Here is an 18,692-nt window from a genome sequence, read left to right on the forward strand (position 1 = left end):
CTTTCTTTAACATAATGCTTATGAATTTGAATTACCCTCTATTTTCACTCCTTCAAGTTCTAATAAAGCCTTCTTTAACTTAACCCCTCTAGAATATCCTCCCAATCCTTTCTCAGATATTACCCTATGACAAGGAATTATCAATAAAATAGGGTTTTTTGACAATGCCATACCTATAGCCCTAGGGGAAGTATTCAATCTATCGGCAATCTGCTTATACGTCTCAACCTTTCCCCAAGGTATTTTCATAACCTCCTTATATACTGATAGCCTAAAAGGATACGTCCTTAAACTAATTGGCTCTCTTAAGTCTACTGGTTTACCCTCGAAATACAAGTCTAGCTTGTGAAAAAAGTCTGTAAATACGTCATTATCTATAGACTCTTTCTCTGCACAGTTACAGAAATCTAACATTAGGAAACCTTTTTCATCTTTAGCTATAGTTATGTAACCTAATGGACTTTTATAAAGCCCATAAACTATCATATCCTATCTCCTCCATCCTTATAAGACAATCTTTCTTATTCGTTTTATAATTATAGTATTACCTAGCTCAAAAAATTTTGCTATAACAAAATATTAAGCATATTTTTGTTTAACCTTTAAGCTTCTTTAGGGCGCTCTGTTCAACATCTCTGTCATTTATCTCAGCTTTAAGAGCGTTAAGAAAGTCTTCAAATTTAATGTTCCTAATTTCTACATTTCCTCTACCTCTCACTGTGACCTTTCCCTCATTAGCCTCTTTCTTTCCTACTATGAGCAAATAAGGTACTCCCTCATCATAAGCAGTTTTAATCCTTTTACTCAAAGTTTCTCCTGCATAACTTATCTCCACTCTTATCTTATTACTCTTTAATTCATTAAATAGCTTCTCGGCGTAATCATTTACTTCATCAGTAATCGGCAATATTCTAACTTGAATTGGGCTAAGCCAAGTAGGTAGCTTACCCATGAAGTGTTCTAAAAGTATTGCCATACATCTATCTATAGAGCCTAAAATCGCTCTGTGTACCATTACTGGTCTCTTTTTAGAGCCGTCTTTGTCAGTGTACTCTATCTTAAATCTCTCAGGCAAATTAAAGTCAACCTGTATAGTAGATAACTGCCACCATCTTCCTAAACTATCCCTAACGTCAAAGTCAATTTTGGGACCGTAAAATGCACCCTCTTTATCCTTTATTCCATAATTCATTCCTACCTCTTTCAATGCATCAATTAAAGCATTTGTCGCCTTTTCCCATTGCTCATCAGTTCCAATACTCTCATCTGGTCTAGTGCTAACGTACGCCCTTATATCATCTTGTTTAAACCCAAACTTACCCCAAACCTCTAATACTTTCTTTATTAACGTTTTAACCTCATCCTTCAGTTGATCTTCCCTTAAGAAAATGTGACCATCATCTTGGACTAGTCCCCTAACCCTTAAAAGCCCGTAAAGTTCTCCCTTTTTTTCCCATCTATACACATGACCAAACTCTGATAGCCTTATTGGAAGATCACGATAGGTCCTTGGCTTAGACTTATATATTAAGATGTGACCCGGGCAATTCATTGGCTTAACTCCGTATTCCTCCCCCTCCATATTAAATAATATTAATTTATCTCTATACAATGTATAATGACCAGATATCTTCCATAGATCTGACTTATAAACGTGGCTAGTATAGACTTCTTGATAGTTCATGCTATCATTAATCTCCCTCATGAAATTGATTAGTTCGTTTCTTATTATCTGCCCTTTAGGATGAAACAAAACTAACCCTGAACCAGCTTCCTCATGAAAACTAAACAAGTCAAGCCTTTCTCCTATAAGTCTATGATCAGTTTCTTGAGCCTTTTCTAGCCATGATAAATAGTCTTTCAATTGCTCTTCAGTCTCAAAGGCTACTCCTCTGATCCTAACGTATTGTATTCCAGGCTGAGGATGATGAGTTGATATGTTTAATATTTCGAAATACTTAGGGATTAATGAAGAAATTGGCTCATTTGCTTCTATCTTAATTTTCATTCCATTATACTCCACAGTATCTCCACGTAACTCAAAGGCTATATCGGTCTCCTTGATTACTTTTTTCGCCTCTTCTAAACTAATACTACTATCGGATTCAATATCAACATAAAAGTCCCTTTCTCCTAATCCAACATTCACTGGCTTATAACCTGACTTCGCAAAATTTATCGCCAGAATTATAGCACCCTTAATCCATAACGGCTTATAATTTTCCATAAAGTTAAGTATAAAGCTCAGCTTATATCTTTAGCTGTTAAAATACAATTGTGAGAATTCTAATAATTGCCAGTGGTGGTGGTCACACCGGTTTTGCTAGAGCCATTGCTCAATACTTGCCAGAAAAAGCAGATTTCGTGATACCCAAAAACGATGAGTACAGTAAACTAATGATAAGAGATTACGCAAACATAATTTACGAGGTACAAAAGGGCAGAGAGCCTAATGAGTCAAGCATCCATTTCGCTAAAAGGATTATGAAAATATTATATGAGAGCTCCAAGTTACCAAAATACGATATCATAATAGCTACTGGAAGTAATCATTCAATATTTCCCTCTTTCTTTCAATTCTTGAAAGGAGGTAAAGTCTTTGCCATAGAGAGTCAAGATAGATTTATTACTAAAGGAAAGGCCGTTGACATAATATCTAAGTTCTCAAAAGGGGTTTTCTTACACTGGGAAGAGCAAAGGAAGTTATATAAAGATAAAAGTATAGTAGTTGGTCCCATAGTTGAAAGACCAAGGTATGAGCCTAGAGATAATGATTATATTTTAATAACTGCTGGTAGCTTGGGATTTAAGAGGTTATTTGACATAGCCTCTAAAATTACATGGAAGAAAATAGTCATTCAAACCGGTAAAGTCGATCCAAGGCTTTATAAAAAGGAGAATGTAACGTCTTTTTCATTCGACCCGGACCTAGAAAAGTGGATAGCTAATTCAAGTTTAGTTATCACCCATCAAGGAAAGACAGCTATGGAAGCAGTAGTAATGTATAAGAAACCGGTCATAATCGTTTACAATAAGGACTGGAAAAGTGCTACGACTTATGAGGATGCTAAAATATATGCGGAAGTATTAGGTGCTACATTCTTAGACGATCCAATTTCATGGAATAGTGACGAAATTTTATACAACGCGTTAGAAAAAGTTGGTAAACCTAAGGAAATTAAGCCGGGAACGCCTAAGCTAATTCATTATTTACGAGATGAGGAAAACCTCATCCCTTAGGGAGAGAGTAATAAAAAGTTTTTGATACTAAAAAACTATTATAAATAAAGATAGGTTCTATGAGCCTCTTGAAAGCTCCTTTAACGAGAATCAATAAGGGAGACCAATGAGGCACCATAAGGGAACCTCCATCCTTTAAGGCGGAAGGAGGTCAGAACGATCTATGAGTATTACATTTTTATGAGAGTAAATGTATAATAAATATTGTGGAAATCAGAAGAATACAAGATAAGGTACATTTTGACGAATATGAGGAGACTTTTAGCATTAATGGATATCACTTTTCGCCTTGGTTATTAGATGAACTTTATATTTATTCTGAAGAAAATAACCTTTTATTATCGTTAAGTTTTCAAGAATTCTTATCTATAATGGAAAAAATAGGAAAAGACATAGAAATTAAAAGGATTAATGTATATAACTCTGAAAAAGGTATGATTATACATATAAATAACTCTGAAGTGAGTATAGAGTCGATTATAGACATGTACTCACAAAAAATTCTAACACTTATTAACGGTGAAAGGATAAAGAACGAACGAAAGCTTACATGTGCACTGAATGACTGCAGATATGACGCGATATTTAATTTGAATAATTATATTTATCACTATGTATTAAACTTAAGTTTGGATTACAACGTAAATGTCAGATTACGTTCTACTAACTTTAATTTATTAATTAATGAAATCATTATTGAAAAATTACTCAATAAGTTTAAAGTATCATAGAAAAGATTATACTTAATGATAAAATGTTAAGCTACTTATGGAAAAGTTTTAAAAAGAGAGATAGCGTATATTATCTTATGAAAGAAAGAGAAGTTGAGGCTAAAAGATTAGTGGGAAAGAAAAATGTTAGAGGTAAAGTATACGAATATGAGTATTATACCTTACCACTCAACTTGTATCTACCTAAATCTATGGTAGAGAAGTTTGGAAAGAAATACATGCTTCAAGTCGATGAAGATAGTGGTACAATAACAATAAAACCTAAGAGCAGTTAAATTTCAAGACCAAATATTTTTCTATGAATTATAAAAGTTCTACTCTCTGTAATTATTTTGATAATTTTATTGTTCACTTCGATACCAATAATTTTCTCATATTTATCATAATTATATTTGTTTATCTCTATATAAAGTTTTACAGCATATACGCATAATACAATTAAAATTAATAATAAGACGTAAGGATTATTTAACAGTACATATGTTATCATTATAATAATAGAAGATACTAAAAGAACATAATAGAATTTTAAAATCGAAGTCTTTCTGTATGCCAGCAATTGATCTGAAATTATTGACACCACGTAATATCCATCATTACTCAAAGCAATAGCTCTTCCTTTCACATATTTAAATATAGAAATGGAACGTATAAACCTAAAATTGGTTTAAAGGAAAACTATTAAAGCATAAAATAAAATATAACGATACTGTGATTAAAGAAGATCTTCCCAAAATAACTGGTAAATCTTCCTATATAGATGATATTAATCCTAAAAACTTGGCGTATTTATATATTGTCAGATCACCCATAGCAAGAGGTATAATAAAAAATATATCAAAACCTAGTAAGGCTCTTCTAACATTAACTTGGGAAGATGTAAAGCTATATATGCCAGTAAGCGGTGATCCAGAAACTTTGAAACAATCAAAAATAGTTAAGATGCCAGTATTAGCCGATGGAAGGGTTAACTATGTAGGACAGCCAGTATTAGCCTTCGTAGCAGAAGATAGGTACGAAACTGAAGATATAGCAGAAGATGTATCCATTGACTATGAAGAATTGAAGCCAATTGTAGATGTAGAGGAAGCAATGAATAGTAATGAGGAAATTCATTCCGGAGTAAAGGGTAATATTTCCGTTGATAGACTATTAGAGGGCGGTGAACTTAGTGCTAAGAGCAAAGCTGAAGTAGTAGTCAGAAGAAAACTAAAACAGAATAGGATAATCTCTAACCCGATGGAGCCTAAAGGAATAATAGCTCATTGGGACGGAAATATATTAAATATTTATGGATCTTTTCAGTCCTCCTTTAGAATACGAAATGATCTAAGAGAAGTACTAGGAATTTCGCCAGAGAAAATCAAGGTTTATTCATCTCCTAACGTAGGGGGCGGTTTTGGAAACAAAGTACCAGCTTACCCGGAGTACGTTTTAGCATCTATAGCTTCGATGAAATTAGGAAGACCTATTAAGTGGATAGAAACCAGATTTGAACATTTAAGAAACCCTACTTTTGGGAGAGGAGTGGTTTCAGATATAAAGCTATATGCTACTAAGCAGGGTGAAATACTAGGCCTAGAAGGATATGTTATAGATGATATTGGAGCGTATAATTTTACACTTAATCCCACTACTCCCTTATTCATAGCTAGACTATTAACCGGTCCTTATAAGGTAAAATTTGCCTCAATAAGGGCTTATGGAATATTTACCAATTTACCTCCTACTGGTCCTTATAGGGGAGCTGGCAGACCTGAAGCGGCATTAATCCACGAAACACTAATTGAAGATTTAGCGGAAGAGTTGAAGATGGACCCTGTCGAGATAAGAAGGAGAAATTTAGTAGGGGACAACGGTTACGTTTCTCCCTTAGGAATTAGAATTGATCCTGCTGGATATTATGAGGTATTAAATGAGGCTGAAAAGTATTATAGAAAGGCAAAAGAACAGTATAATGATAAGGGTATCTCAATAGTAGTATTTACTGATATAGTAAGGCTGTCTCCAGGAGAGGGGGCTAGAGTTAAGATAGAAAACGGGAAGGTTAAAATATATGTTGGTAGTGGTCCTCATGGACAAGCTTACTATGATACTTTCTCTAAATTAGCATCGGAAGTACTAGGAATACCTGCTGACTTAATAGAGGTGTATAGTAACAGTACAGAATACGTCAAGGAAGGAATAGGAAGTTTTGGATCTAGAAGTGGCACTATAGCAGGATCAGCAGTAATTGAGGCTAGCAGGCAACTGCTAAATAAAGTGAAGGACATAAATAAGGCTTTAAAGGAGATGGATGGAGTTGAGGTTGAGGTATTCTATAAGTCAGATGATATATTCTCTCCCGGAGCTTATGTAGCAGTAGTTGATTATGATAAGGATACTGGATTTCCAAAAGTTATAGAAATCTTTGCTGTAGATGATGTTGGCAGAGTATTGGTTAAGGATGAGGTAGAAGGACAAATAATTGGTGGGGTTCTACAAGGGGTTTCACAAGTATTATGGGAGCAAACACCCTATGATGATAATGGAAATCCCCTGTTCTCATCGATAGCTGAAGCTGGGGTACCTACAGCAGTTGAAGCAAAATATAAAGTCACCTTGAATGAAATAGAGTTTCCCTCAGCATTACCAGCTAAAAGTAGGGGTGTAGGAGAAGCAGGAACGACAGGAGCATTGCCAGCAGTTTTCATAGCACTGGAGAAGGTGACCAAGAAGAAATTCAATAAAACACCAATCCTACCTTGGGACATAATAGGCTAGATCAGTATTACAATCCCTTAAGAGATAAGGCTTGTGTTATAGAAATTAGCAAAAAGTGGCAAAATAACGGCAAAAACACATTAAGTTGATGAAATAACTGTAAGCCTAACTTTTTAAGGAGGAGGAAAATTCTTTAAACAACGAGAATAACTTCTCTTTATGATAATCTCACCCCTACTAACTTCCTCCTTGCCTTAAAAGGTGGAAGTTCCGCTGAGGTTTTTGACGTCATCTCTCTTTATGGAGATTACTCCATTTGAAGAGAATAGGAAAGAAAGAGGCTTCCTCAACACGTTAATAACTTTTTCCCCTAACCTCATCATATTCGTAGCACGATTAACGTCACTACTGTTAAGCTTATGATAAAGGAAAGGCAAGCCTAGCCCTTCATGGAATGTGAAGAACGTTGAGGAAAGCCTAAAAAAGGACAAATGAGAATGTTCCTCGATACATATCTTTAATCACCAAGGAGGGTAGGGAAAAGGGGTAATGTGAGTGAGAACCTAGCCTTTGCTGGACGAATTGAGTTTGTGTTAAAAACGCCCACTAGCTATGAAGGTGGTAAACCTATGAATATTCTTAGGTGAACCATCGCCTTTCAAGACGCAGAGGAGGTCAGATATTTCGAAATATGCTTAATATAAAAAACATATTTTATTATATGTATACTTTGCACTAAAAGATATTTATTCTCTCTAATCAAATTTTTATTAACCTACAATATAAATTTTATATATCTATATTGAAATGTGTAATTTTAAAAAACTTCTTTTAAATCCAAACTTCTTTTACAAAAGCTTATAATCTCACCATCATATATATAATGTTATGGATCCATCATTGCTCAAAGATAGGGCTAAACAGCTCTTAGACGTTTTGTTCGTTGATGCTCAAAAGATGTCATATGATACTGCGATCGTCCTAATCTCTGAAGCTTTGTACTTATACCTATGTAGTTTACTTTCAGAACTGGATATCAATAATCCGTGGTCCTATAATTTTCAACAAATATTTAAAGTATTAAGTGAAAAAATAATGGATAAAAAATTTCATAAAATAGTTGATGAGAATCTGGATAAGGTTAGACTCCTGGATAAGGTTAGATTTGAAAATATGCAATTAATAAGAGTAAATAATAAAATATTATATGAGATTTACAATTTTTCTAGATTAGTTATAGATTATTTGTCTTCATACAAAAACTTAGAATACGTTCTAGAGAATTGATTGCTCATAGTGCACGGGTAGTCATCTCATTTCTTTCATTAAAAATGCTTTCAAGATTTACGTCATTACTTATATGTATAGGTGTGATTATTACATTATTACCTTCATACTTTATGTTTAAGTGAATTTTAGTCAAATTATTATATAATAATACGTTAATCACACGGTTATCATAGTATATATCAATTTTTAGGTTATTTTTACTCGCAAATTCCAGTAAACTATTCATTAATTTACAAGTGTCTAAGCCATCTATAGATATAGAATGTTCCATCATGGATTTAATTATATTATAGGTTATATTTAATTTTTAGTCTATCTCAACGTATAAAAATTTTAAACATGATACAGTTTAAACTATCTCATATAATAAAGTATGTTAGCTTTTTACTCCATGCTTATATAGTTTTTACTAAAATTTTATTATAAAATAAAGAATTTTTGATATAAATTAAATTTATAGATATACGCTAGGTTAATGTCTTTTCTTCCTAGTATACAAGAAAAATATTATTACTACTATTACTAAAATAGGTATAAGGATAAACAATGAGGTATTTGAGTATGTGTTAGGAGGAGATATAGTTAAAGTAGTTTCTAAAAATACTTCTCCACTGTTAGAATAATTTGATTGAATATAATTAATAAATCCATTTTTATATATTATATATTGAGATTCATAATATACAGGAATGGAGGTTAGATTAAGATCTGAAAACCTTAATGATATAATACCATTGTTAATTGTAATATTTCCGTAACTCATCACTTGAAACGTTACCTTATTATCGCTTAGATTCATTACGTCGATAACGACATAGACTGAAGAATTTTTATTGAAATTGTAAGGCATATAGAAAGGATACAGTACAAATACGTTAGAGTAATTATATGAATAATACTTTATACTTAGCGTATCATTATTGAGGTCTATTAAGTAATAATAAGAGCCTTTCACGGTTTCACTTATACCTAAAGAACTATTATACCCCTTTCCTACCTCATATACTGTAACGTTATATTCGTTCTGTGAGATTTTAACATAATTCAAATTAATACTTAAAGACACGTCCAGACCAGAAAAAATACCCTTATACCCTACTAATTGTGATCCATGAAAAGCTATAGTCATAAATAACAAAAATAATAATAGAATACTAGTATAAGTGACATGCAACCTTATGCCCACCTTCTACTTCTTTAAACTCAGGTTCCTTATCCTTACATACTGGCATGGCAAAAGGACATCTATTATAGAATACACAACCTTTTGGGAGATCAATAGGACTAGGTATCTCCCCCTTAATATTAGGTTCTTTTATTCCTACATCTGGATCTGGTATGGGAACTGCTTGCATTAAAGCCTGAGTATACGGATGCAGAGGTTTATTGATCACTCTATCTGTTAATCCTATTTCTACTATCTTTCCCAAATACATAACACCTATTCTATCGGAAACATAGCTAGCAATAGATATGTCATGAGTTATAAAGAGGAATGCTGTGCCATTCCTTTCCTTCTCTTGAAGTATAAACTCAAGTATCTGTCCTCTCGTGGAAGCATCTAACATCGATACAGGTTCGTCAGCTACTATAAATTTAGGCCTTAGCAATAAAGCTCTTGCAACCACTACTCTCTGTCTCTGTCCTCCAGAAAGTTCAAATGGTCTCTTGTTTATGAAGGCCTCTGGAGGAGATAGTTTAACAGTTTTTAGCATTTCATAAATCATCTCTTTTTCTTCTTCTTTATTACTAGCTAACCCATGAAGCCTAATTCCTTCTGCCAAAATTTCATAAATTGTGTACCTAGGATCTAATGAACCATATGGATCTTGTTGTATCATTTGATAATATCTTCTTAAAGGTCTTAATTGCTTATCATTTATTTTTGACACTTCTACGTTTTCCCAGTAAATAGAGCCGGTATGAATGTTTATTAATTTTAGAATAGCTTTCCCTAATGTTGTTTTGCCGGAACCACTCTCACCAATTATTCCTAATATTTCTCCCTTACCAACTTCAACATTCACTCCATTTACTGCATTAACATAGAGTCTCTTAAATAGTCCAACTCTTGCAAATGGGTACTTGACATATAAATTATTAACTCTTATTAGTGGTTCCGACATCCTTCCTCTCACCTACTAGATGACACGAAACAAGTCTTCCATCTACTAATCGTAATTCTGGTTCCTTCGTAAAACATATGCTCTCAGCCATTTTACACCTAGGCGCAAAAGGACATCCCTTAATTTCCTTTGTTAAATCTGGTGGATCGCCCGGTATGTAATTAAGCTTCCTAACTCTACCGTACCTTATATCAGGTACTGATGATAATAGACCTATTGTATAGGGATGTAAAGGTTCCTTAAATATTTTCCTAACATCACCTAATTCCATAATTTTTCCCGCGTAAAGCGTAGCCACCTTAGTAGATAAATTGGCTACTAAGGCTATATCATGAGTTATGTAAATCAAACTTCTTGATGAATTTAGAATCTCTCTCCTTATTAAGCTAATAACTCTAGCTTGGTTAATAACGTCTAAGGCAGTAGTAGGTTCATCTGCAATCACAACTTCAGGATTTAATAGAAGAGCTGAAACTATAACTGCTCTCTGCCTCTGTCCTCCAGAAAGTTCATCAGGGTATTTTCTAAAAGTCTCTGGAGGAAGACCAACTTGCTCAAATAGCTTCATTACCTTCTCGAAAGCTTGATGTACATCCATTTCAGTATGTTCAAGGATTATTTGGACTAATTGATCCCCCACCCTTTTTATAGGATTAAAAGAATTCATAGAGTATTGAGGTATTATAGATATTCTCTTCCACCTAATACTCCTTCTAAATTCCTCTTTGTCCATACTAAGAATATCTTTACCGTCAAGCAGGACAGATCCTCTAACTTCAGCGTTTTCTGGTAAAACCCTCATTATGGCAGATGCTATAGTAGTCTTTCCAGAACCGGTTTCACCTATTATGCCTAATGCTTCTCCCTTTTCTAGGCTAAAGGATACTCCGCTAACAGCTCTAACGTACGTATTATCATCTAAATAGTATTTAACTTCTAAATCATTTACTTGTAATGTCAACGACTTTCACCACTTGTCAAACCATAAAATCTCGTTATAGCTTCTCCGATATAATACAATGAAATCCCCAAAAGGAACAATGCAATACCAGGTGGTAAAATCCACCACCAAGCAAAATAAGGTGCTGAGGTAGCTGCATGAGCTGAAAAACCTAACATGTTTCCCCATGTAGGGAAAGTTATTATACCTATCCCTAAGAAATCAAGCCCACTTTCTATACCTATAACCGCAGGTATATCAAATATGAGCTGAGCTATAATGATGGGTATTACATGTCTTACAACATGCTTTCTCAGTATCTGAAAGTTAGACATTCCTAATACTTTAGCCGCCTCTACGAAACCCATATTCCTAATACTTAACGTTTGTCCTCTGATTATTCTAGCAGTAGGAGGCCATGACAAAAGAACTAAAACTGCTGCAATTAGTAGTACTTTGGAACTTGAAATAAATATCTGTTGAAATATAGTTATTAAAACTATTAGTAACGCTAAGCCAGGTAAAAGTAGGATAAAATCGGAAATGGAAATCAAAACTTGGTCAGTCTTTCCGCTATAATAACCAGCTAAAAGTCCAGTTATGGCTCCAACCCCAACTATCACAGCACCTACTATTAAAGCTAAAATTAGATCAAATGCACCTCCTTGCACATATTCCGCAAAAACGCTAGCTCCATTATCATCCGTGCCCAATAACCCATACCTACTACCTAGGAACTTGAATAATAGATCTGAAAGATATATGATTATACTGGAATTCTTACCTGATGGGATATAAGATATTTGGTATTGCACAGTATAAGTCCCAGTAAGGTTAAAAACTGAATGTAAGAATATAGAATTGGCGAAAGCTTGTTCAGAAGGGGGAAGATTAGCAGTATAATACCAAGGAGTTAGTGAGGCATCACCAGATGTTGCTAAAACATATATCCATGTCTTAGGGGAAATATATTTCTCTACAGTAGCTAAAGTCGGTATTATGTAATTCCCAGAAGTTAACATCCAATAGGTTTCATTCTTAGAATTAACAATATATCCATTAAACAAGAATTGTGACCCAGAAGATTCATAGTAAATACTAGCCTGCATTAAAAAAGAGTCTAAACTGGAGGGCAATAGATAATTGTAATAAAAAGTATGATATAGTGTAATATTAACTGGATTATCACCTTTAATTATTACTTCTATGCTACCATTCCCGGTATTACCAAAGGTAGACATTGTCTTTTCAAAGGATTCACCCGTAGGACCAAAATTACTAACCCATAAGACTTCTACTTGATCCCCGTTTATAGACATATTACGGAGATTCCAATAAGTGATTACTGAAGGACTCTTGGCTGCTATTAGTGAATAGCTAGAGGGTACCATAATATCAGGTGGTAAATTGCCATAAAATGCATTAGCCCAGCTTGGTACTGCATAAGGAGCAGCGGCTTCTTGACCTGCTGGTGTGTAAGGATTAGCTTTTGGTATTGTGAAGTAGCCTATTACAATAGGACCAACAAGTATGACTAAAAAAGCTAATGATATTATGAAGTACTTTGATCTAAATATTGGATTCAAGTTAAACTCACCTCAACTTTATTCTAGGATCTACAAGGGGATATATTAAATCGTTAACGTAAAGGATAGCTAAAGCGTAGGCTGTTAATATGAAGAAAGATCCCTCAAGTAAAGGTAAGTTAAGTTCCAATGCAGCATAAGTTAAGAGATATCCCATACCTGGTATACCAAAAATGTATTCTACGAAGAATATTCCGGATAATATAAATGCAACATCGATTGCAGTTCTGGTAATAACTGGTATAAGAGAATTTCTACGTGCTATCCCTCTAACAATCTTTTCCTTATAACCTACTAATCTGGCATACTTAACGAAATCAGAATCAAGTACGTCTATCATTGTGTTCCTCATAAGAATACCCCTAACAGGGAAGCCAAATATAAAGGTAATAACTACCCACGGTAACCAGTATGCTTTTAAGATAGTTATTGGACTAGACCAGTTTATTACGGACACATCAGATATAGGTATTACTTTGACATAAATTGCTAATAATACCCAAAGTATTACCAAGATGAAAAACCCTGGAATATTATATTGAAGTACTAAATAATTGGAAATTATGTGATCAACCAATTTATTTCTCTTTATAGCTGCATATGAACCTAAAAGAATAGCCAATATGGTTTGAAATATTAAAGGAGGTACAGTAAGAACTATAGTGTAGGGTAAAGCTCTCATAATTTCACCAACAACATACTCATGATGTTGGAAGTCGTAAAACTTTAGGGTAAAAAGAAGATAAAAGTAATGTGCAAATTGAACGTAAATCGGTTTGTTAAATCCATAAAGATTTGTTAGAGCAACTAATAGGCTATGTTGAAACTGTGAAGATCTACCTATTTGACCTATGGGTAAAAACCATAGGGCTGGATCTATCCCTAACGCCTCAGGAAGACCCTCTAATAGAAACCAGTTTAAAATTACTAAGGCGATAAGTAATAATAGTCTATCCACAGCTCTCCTCACAGCATAGGTCCCAAATCCCATATGTTTATTACAGAACGCCACAGTTAAAAATTTTTTTCCTATCGTGATTGGAGTAGATTAAAAATTGTATGTAAAAAAAAGGTTATTTTTTAAATTATTTTCTTCTAAACACTAAGGCTACTATTAGTGCTATTATAACTACAACTATCCCAACTCCAAGTGATCCATACACTGCAGTGGAGGTGGTTATGACTACCGTGCTAACTGCCGGTGGAGATGGTGGAGTGTAGCTCGCTACTGGAGAAATAGTTGACACCACAGTCGTTGTAGTCGTAGTAGTTGTAGTCGTAGTAGTTGTAGTCGTAGTAGTCACTGGAGTTACTGGAGATAGTATGTTAAATGTGTAATATGCATAGTAAACATGAGGAACATCCACAATCCTAACTCCAGATCCAATACTGTTAGCACTCATGTTGAGTACTAAAGGTTCCGTATAAGTAGCGTTAACAAACAACACATAAGTAAAACCAGGTTTTAATTGATTAACGGGTATTGATACCTCATATTCGTTACCCATAACATGAGTTATTGGAACACTCATCATTGGAGTTGTACTACCATATATCCATATCCAAGCATTACCTGTAGCGTTTGTTATTGGAACTAAAGGTAGACTTACTGTAGGTTTACCGTTTATATACGCTGGGGCAGCATATACTTGAGTTATATTAAACGTGAAAGTATACGTTGATGTACTCCCATAAGTTATATTAGCGATGAAATTAGCTAATGGATCTAGCTTGAAATAACCGTCGTTTCTTATAAAGGTAGAGCCCACACTCTTGTTCCAAGCATATAAGTAGTAAGGACCAGATCCTATAACTTGACCGTTGGTTGAAACGGAATATACGTCAGCTCCCAAGTACTGTGGAGGTATATTTTCGAATATCGAGGGAGGAACTATATATATTCCAGATAGGCTGTAAATATTCCAATAACTACTATCATTAAAGTATATGTATATTGTATAAGGATTATTTGAGGGAACATAGGAATAAACTAGATTTGGCAGAGTACCAAACCACTCAAATGATGGGAACATTGCCTCAGCTGTATAGTTAAGTATAACTGGCTTTCCATAATATGTACCTATATATACTGTATCTTGTGACGGATTGAATGGATTAGAAGCATATCCACCCATATCGAAATACCACATAGTAAAGTTTATGGCTAAAGCATTTAATGGAAATCCATTCTGGAAAGTATCATTGTGAACTAAGTTCAGTATAATTTCTTGACCATTAACTATTTTTATATTAGTACCCGGAATTGTTTCGTTTAAGTGGCTAATGACAGTCCAGTTTGAAACAATCCATGGCAATAGTTGTAAAGCATTAAATGGAGGGCTTGTTAATGGTGTATCATAAACTTCTCCTAATCCGTCAAACTCACACACCGTCTCTGCGGTATAAACGTCATATGTAGTTGGAGCAGCACTCTCTGGAGCTAATCCCCAGTTAAACTTACCATGAGTTGAGTTAGATACATGAACATCTATTAATGAAATTCCTCCACCTACCGTAGGAACATAATTGGCATAGCCTGGTAAATAAGCTCCAATAACATCGTTAGCCCAACCTGCTACTATCTCGGGTACCGCAGCTTGTAAGTAATAAACAGCTTGTTTAGTATAATATTCACTTTGGTTAAGATTTGATGATAAAACATAAGCTTGAGTTAAAAGCTGATTAATAGTGGCGTTAACGAAAGCATCATCACTAGTACTTGGAGCTAATGGACCATCAATGAAATATAACCAATCAGGGGCTATAGCGTTTACACTCCAACCAAACGTTATGAGATCATAATTTTCCGTTAATAAATCTTGTATCAAAGTAGGCGTGAAAGGAACAACTTGGTATTGTATATTTAATCCAATCTCTTTTGCAGCTTGCGTGACTATTTCTGCTAATTTAAGTGCAGGTGGAGAGTTTGCTGGTATTATCCAAGTTATAGTTACTGGTGTTCCATTCGGATAAGTCCACGTTCCTAAGGAAGAACTATAAACTAAACCAGCATCTTGTAGATAAATTCTAGCCCTAGTTAAATTAAAACTCTCATGAGTCTGATAGAATATGGTTGCGTTAGGATTGAAGAAGTAAGCATATAGTGAAGGATCAACATACCAAGGCATGGCTGTGCCTAATAGCCCATTATCGAAAACCTGCTGTTGCACTAACTGGTAGTTAACTAAGCTAAAAATAGCCCATCTAAAATAAGTGTTGTTCATAGGGTATCTATTGAAGTTGAACTGAATTATTGGACCAAAACCGTAGACTGGTTGATCATATAGATATAAGTTAGGATCATGTTCGGCTTGAAGTATTTGACTCTCATGAACAATACCAGCCATTTGAACTTGACCAGCTACTAGTGCTTCATAAAGTGCAGTGTTCGAAGTGTAGTCCCATACCTCATTTAATACTGCAACATAAGGAGTTAAGTTTCTATATTCTGCGGCAGGAAGAACTGGTACATTAAAATTGCTTATCACTGCATATCCGCTGCTTACTATTACTGATGATAATCCTAGCATAAAAAACATTAACAAAGCAGTTAAAATTATACCCTTTTGCATATAAACGAATTAGATTAAGGGTTAAAAAATATTTTCCCATCTTTAAGCTTTATCTTGGTAAAATAGTTATAATCTGATTAAAAGTCAAGTCATTGATTATATTAACTCCCGTCACTTGGAAAACTCCTTGAGGTAATAATACTTCATTAAACTGTAAATTAGTATATTCCGTGTACGTTGAACCATTATATAGAATAATATTTAACTCTCCATAAACGCTAACTGTACCTTGCTCATTAGAGGTATACGAAATGCTGAAATAATAGGGTTCAAATGAAAGGGACTTTATCTCTTTTGGCAAAATCGTATCGATAAAATTACTTAATACGACGGTAGATGGAGTATAATTACCCATGTATGGGGGAGATGCTATATAAACGTAAGTTGGATAAGGTCCTATTAATATCGACTGTAGCTGTCCTAAGTTTTTGGTCTCCATATCTTGAACAACTGTTAAAGCAGTTTCTATCATCCTATACTGATATTGTGAGATAGCGTTATCAACCTTAAAGTAAACTATCTGCCAATTAGTTGAGTTAATATGTCTTAATGTTACTGTTACTATAGCATAAGTATTAATAATACTACCATTAGCTAGAGTGTCCTGAAAAGCTATTAATCCCTCTCCTAATGTATAATTGCCGAATGGAAATATTATTACCGCCCTATCAAATTCCCTTACTGAGATATAGTCGAAGAAGGCTGATATTGAAGCACCTAGCTCTCCTATTACAGTTGATGCGTTAGATGGGGTTAGATAAAATGTTGCGTTACCAGGAGGAGAAGTAATTTGATAGAACACTGGATAGGGGCCAATCATCATATTTTCGATTGATTGAGTATTAATTTGAGATAAATAGTTAAATACGGAGAGAGCGTCAGCTACACCGGAGAGTGTAATGTAATTATTAGATAGATTGGAGTAAGCCTGAGAAAGATTATTATATTCTGATGAAAGTGTAGCGTATTTTGCGGATAAATTAGTGTAGTCTATATACAATGTAGTATACTTAGATGCTAGAGAGTTATAATCACTTACAATAGAAGTGTAATAGGAGTAAAGTGTAGAATAATTAGATTTAAGGTTATTATATAGATTACTAAGACTTCCATAATCCATATATAATGTATTATAGGCGGATTGTAAAGTAGTTACTTCTGAATTTAAATAAAATATAAATGCTATATTTACTACAAAAAGTACTATAATCAAGATCACTAAAACATATTTTATATCCATACTTAATTACTACTTATAAACCGTTTATAAATTTTATCAAAAGGGGAAACTTATGCATTTATGCCTTCCTCAGTAAAAATGGTTAGGCAATAAACGTATTATCATTAGATGGTAATAATATAGTGTATATAAAGAAAATTGATTAGGGAATTTATATAAAAATAAAATTAAAGAAGTCATTATTATTTGTATAAGAGTAGATATCAGAAAAATTAAAATATGTATCTTTACTTCAGTCCTAAAACATTATAATAATTTTATTATTAAAGTTAATAATAAATAATTTATTCGAATCATCAACCACAACGCATTCTCCATTTTCCCTATCACACTCTATCCAAAGGTTATCTATCCTTATACCGTTTTCCTTTACCTTATCAACTAAATCTCTTGGCTTTCTTTTCTTCCTTTCAATCTTAAAGCCAAATTTTTGTGGCGTCTCTATGAGATCTTTAATATCAGATAATGCTAATCCCATACAAAAATTAATGAAAATAGGGAATATAAAATCTAACTTATGTCATCTAATAATAAATTACTATCAAAATTACGTATATAAATGTAATCATTAACTTTCAACATATCATTTACATTCAAGATATATTCTTCATCACCCCCTCTCTCCTTTAGTATTACCGTTTTATCATCTATTAGCTTACCCTCAAAAACTCCATTTCGCTCATTATCAACCACAATCAGTAAAGCTTTACCATTTTTACACAAGTATAAAAGTAGTTTACTATTCGTTATATCATTTAATGAACTTAACATGAGGAGAAAATTTGCATATTTTATATAAAAGGATTTTGGCTCTTTATGACATGAGGAAACCTTTCATTCTTTAGGGCGGGAAAGAATTTTAAGTTCTCTTTTATTTCATGAAAATGGGAGTTAATAATAAGAGTGGGATCGCAATAAAGGGTACACACCATATACATTTTAAACGGGACCATAACCAGAATTTATAGCTTCATGATTTCATCATATCCACACTCTTCAGTATTTGCGAAAAATATAGTAATCCTTCCACGATTCATAGTTTGACAATGCCGTGGTAAGCATTTTCAGTGAGAAAATTAAGTTTATAATTGATATCTTACATGGCACTGGATGAAAAAGGTCTTACCCCCAGATGTGGGCATATATCCCGAAAGGGAGGTAAGACAACTTGAGATGTGCGGGATCCCCACTGTGGGTTGGGGTTATCCCGCTAATGGGACAGAGGAGGGTGAAGGCGAAAATTTCGCTTGACTCCCGTGAAGCC

The 18,692-nt window shown here is 33.9% G+C and carries 18 protein-coding genes; 5 read left to right on the forward strand and 13 right to left on the reverse strand.

The window, feature by feature from the left end:
• Window positions 1-18: 18 nt before the first annotated feature.
• Window positions 19-486, reverse strand: coding sequence for a methylated-DNA--[protein]-cysteine S-methyltransferase (locus BFU36_RS08455; RefSeq protein ID WP_069283408.1), 468 nt, complete (start codon window positions 484-486; stop codon window positions 19-21).
• Window positions 487-595: 109 nt separating this feature from the next.
• A complete protein-coding gene (gene thrS / locus BFU36_RS08460; RefSeq protein WP_069283410.1) occupies window positions 596-2,227 on the reverse strand; it encodes a threonine--tRNA ligase in 1,632 nt (543 codons plus the stop codon).
• A 47-nt stretch (window positions 2,228-2,274) separates the two neighbouring features.
• Between thrS and BFU36_RS08465 the strand changes: the two genes are divergently transcribed.
• The 3 genes from BFU36_RS08465 to BFU36_RS08475 all read left to right on the forward strand — a co-directional run bounded on the left by BFU36_RS08465 (window position 2,275) and on the right by BFU36_RS08475 (window position 4,246).
• Window positions 2,275-3,240, forward strand: a complete 966-nt coding sequence (locus tag BFU36_RS08465; RefSeq protein ID WP_069283412.1) for a glycosyltransferase — start codon at window positions 2,275-2,277, stop codon at window positions 3,238-3,240.
• A gap of 206 nt (window positions 3,241-3,446) precedes the next feature.
• Window positions 3,447-3,971: a hypothetical protein gene (locus BFU36_RS08470; protein ID WP_069283417.1), complete on the forward strand. Its 525-nt coding sequence runs from the start codon at window positions 3,447-3,449 to the stop codon at window positions 3,969-3,971.
• A 77-nt stretch (window positions 3,972-4,048) separates the two neighbouring features.
• On the forward strand, window positions 4,049-4,246 hold the full coding sequence (locus BFU36_RS08475) for a hypothetical protein (protein WP_069284680.1): 198 nt from the start codon (window positions 4,049-4,051) through the stop codon (window positions 4,244-4,246).
• Here BFU36_RS08475 and BFU36_RS08480 read toward each other — a convergent pair.
• On the reverse strand, window positions 4,243-4,596 hold the full coding sequence (locus BFU36_RS08480; RefSeq protein WP_069283419.1) for a hypothetical protein: 354 nt from the start codon (window positions 4,594-4,596) through the stop codon (window positions 4,243-4,245). The two genes, BFU36_RS08475 and BFU36_RS08480, sit on opposite strands and share 4 nt — an antisense overlap.
• An 86-nt stretch (window positions 4,597-4,682) precedes the next feature.
• Between BFU36_RS08480 and BFU36_RS08485 the strand changes: the two genes are divergently transcribed.
• Both BFU36_RS08485 and BFU36_RS08490 read left to right on the forward strand, forming a co-directional pair.
• Window positions 4,683-6,734, forward strand: a complete 2,052-nt coding sequence (locus BFU36_RS08485; protein ID WP_069283421.1) for a xanthine dehydrogenase family protein molybdopterin-binding subunit — start codon at window positions 4,683-4,685, stop codon at window positions 6,732-6,734.
• An 828-nt stretch (window positions 6,735-7,562) separates the two neighbouring features.
• Window positions 7,563-7,961 (forward strand): HEPN domain-containing protein, encoded by a 399-nt coding sequence (locus BFU36_RS08490; protein WP_069283423.1) that lies wholly within the window; start codon window positions 7,563-7,565, stop codon window positions 7,959-7,961.
• A 4-nt stretch (window positions 7,962-7,965) separates the two neighbouring features.
• Here the strand turns inward: BFU36_RS08490 and BFU36_RS08495 are convergent, their stop codons facing one another.
• The 10 genes from BFU36_RS08495 to BFU36_RS08540 form a co-directional block, all read right to left on the reverse strand.
• Window positions 7,966-8,238 (reverse strand): hypothetical protein, encoded by a 273-nt coding sequence (locus tag BFU36_RS08495; protein ID WP_069283426.1) that lies wholly within the window; start codon window positions 8,236-8,238, stop codon window positions 7,966-7,968.
• A gap of 198 nt (window positions 8,239-8,436) precedes the next feature.
• Window positions 8,437-9,138 (reverse strand): hypothetical protein, encoded by a 702-nt coding sequence (locus BFU36_RS08500; RefSeq protein WP_143576825.1) that lies wholly within the window; start codon window positions 9,136-9,138, stop codon window positions 8,437-8,439.
• Entirely contained in the window at window positions 9,119-10,090 is a 972-nt protein-coding gene (locus tag BFU36_RS08505) for an ABC transporter ATP-binding protein (protein ID WP_069283432.1), read from the reverse strand. The genes BFU36_RS08500 and BFU36_RS08505 overlap by 20 nt, the downstream gene beginning before the upstream one ends.
• The gene (locus BFU36_RS08510; protein WP_069283434.1) at window positions 10,065-11,051 is read right to left on the reverse strand and encodes an ABC transporter ATP-binding protein; all 987 of its coding nucleotides are present in this window, start codon (window positions 11,049-11,051) and stop codon (window positions 10,065-10,067) included. The genes BFU36_RS08505 and BFU36_RS08510 overlap by 26 nt, the downstream gene beginning before the upstream one ends.
• Window positions 11,048-12,616, reverse strand: a complete 1,569-nt coding sequence (locus BFU36_RS08515) for an ABC transporter permease (RefSeq protein WP_069283436.1) — start codon at window positions 12,614-12,616, stop codon at window positions 11,048-11,050. Before BFU36_RS08515 ends, BFU36_RS08510 begins: the two co-directional genes overlap by 4 nt.
• A gap of 7 nt (window positions 12,617-12,623) precedes the next feature.
• Entirely contained in the window at window positions 12,624-13,607 is a 984-nt protein-coding gene (locus tag BFU36_RS08520) for an ABC transporter permease (RefSeq protein ID WP_069283438.1), read from the reverse strand.
• 94 nt (window positions 13,608-13,701) lie between these two features.
• Window positions 13,702-16,188 (reverse strand): ABC transporter substrate-binding protein, encoded by a 2,487-nt coding sequence (locus tag BFU36_RS08525; RefSeq protein ID WP_069283440.1) that lies wholly within the window; start codon window positions 16,186-16,188, stop codon window positions 13,702-13,704.
• A 49-nt stretch (window positions 16,189-16,237) separates the two neighbouring features.
• On the reverse strand, window positions 16,238-17,428 hold the full coding sequence (locus tag BFU36_RS08530) for a hypothetical protein (protein ID WP_069283442.1): 1,191 nt from the start codon (window positions 17,426-17,428) through the stop codon (window positions 16,238-16,240).
• 238 nt (window positions 17,429-17,666) lie between these two features.
• Entirely contained in the window at window positions 17,667-17,906 is a 240-nt protein-coding gene (locus BFU36_RS08535; protein ID WP_069283444.1) for a hypothetical protein, read from the reverse strand.
• Between the two features lie 32 nt (window positions 17,907-17,938).
• Entirely contained in the window at window positions 17,939-18,199 is a 261-nt protein-coding gene (locus BFU36_RS08540) for a hypothetical protein (RefSeq protein WP_069283446.1), read from the reverse strand.
• Window positions 18,200-18,692: the final 493 nt, after the last annotated feature.

The sequence above is a fragment of the Sulfolobus sp. A20 genome (assembly GCF_001719125.1).
In the GTDB taxonomy this organism is placed as follows: Archaea; Thermoproteota; Thermoprotei_A; order Sulfolobales; family Sulfolobaceae; genus Saccharolobus.

Excerpts from the sequence above, each read along its gene's own strand:
- BFU36_RS08520 (WP_069283438.1), bottom strand. The coding sequence starts at position 13,607 with ATGGGATTTGGGACCTATGCTGTGAGGAGAGCTGTGGATAGACTATTA.
- BFU36_RS08540 (WP_069283446.1), bottom strand. The coding sequence starts at position 18,199 with ATGTTAAGTTCATTAAATGATATAACGAATAGTAAACTACTTTTATAC.
- BFU36_RS08505 (WP_069283432.1), bottom strand. The coding sequence starts at position 10,090 with ATGTCGGAACCACTAATAAGAGTTAATAATTTATATGTCAAGTACCCA.
- thrS (WP_069283410.1), bottom strand. The coding sequence starts at position 2,227 with ATGGAAAATTATAAGCCGTTATGGATTAAGGGTGCTATAATTCTGGCG.
- BFU36_RS08495 (WP_069283426.1), bottom strand. The coding sequence starts at position 8,238 with ATGATGGAACATTCTATATCTATAGATGGCTTAGACACTTGTAAATTA.
- BFU36_RS08455 (WP_069283408.1), bottom strand. The coding sequence starts at position 486 with ATGATAGTTTATGGGCTTTATAAAAGTCCATTAGGTTACATAACTATA.
- BFU36_RS08475 (WP_069284680.1), top strand. The coding sequence starts at position 4,049 with ATGAAAGAAAGAGAAGTTGAGGCTAAAAGATTAGTGGGAAAGAAAAAT.
- BFU36_RS08490 (WP_069283423.1), top strand. The coding sequence starts at position 7,563 with ATGGATCCATCATTGCTCAAAGATAGGGCTAAACAGCTCTTAGACGTT.
- BFU36_RS08535 (WP_069283444.1), bottom strand. The coding sequence starts at position 17,906 with ATGGGATTAGCATTATCTGATATTAAAGATCTCATAGAGACGCCACAA.
- BFU36_RS08530 (WP_069283442.1), bottom strand. The coding sequence starts at position 17,428 with ATGGATATAAAATATGTTTTAGTGATCTTGATTATAGTACTTTTTGTA.
- BFU36_RS08525 (WP_069283440.1), bottom strand. The coding sequence starts at position 16,188 with ATGCAAAAGGGTATAATTTTAACTGCTTTGTTAATGTTTTTTATGCTA.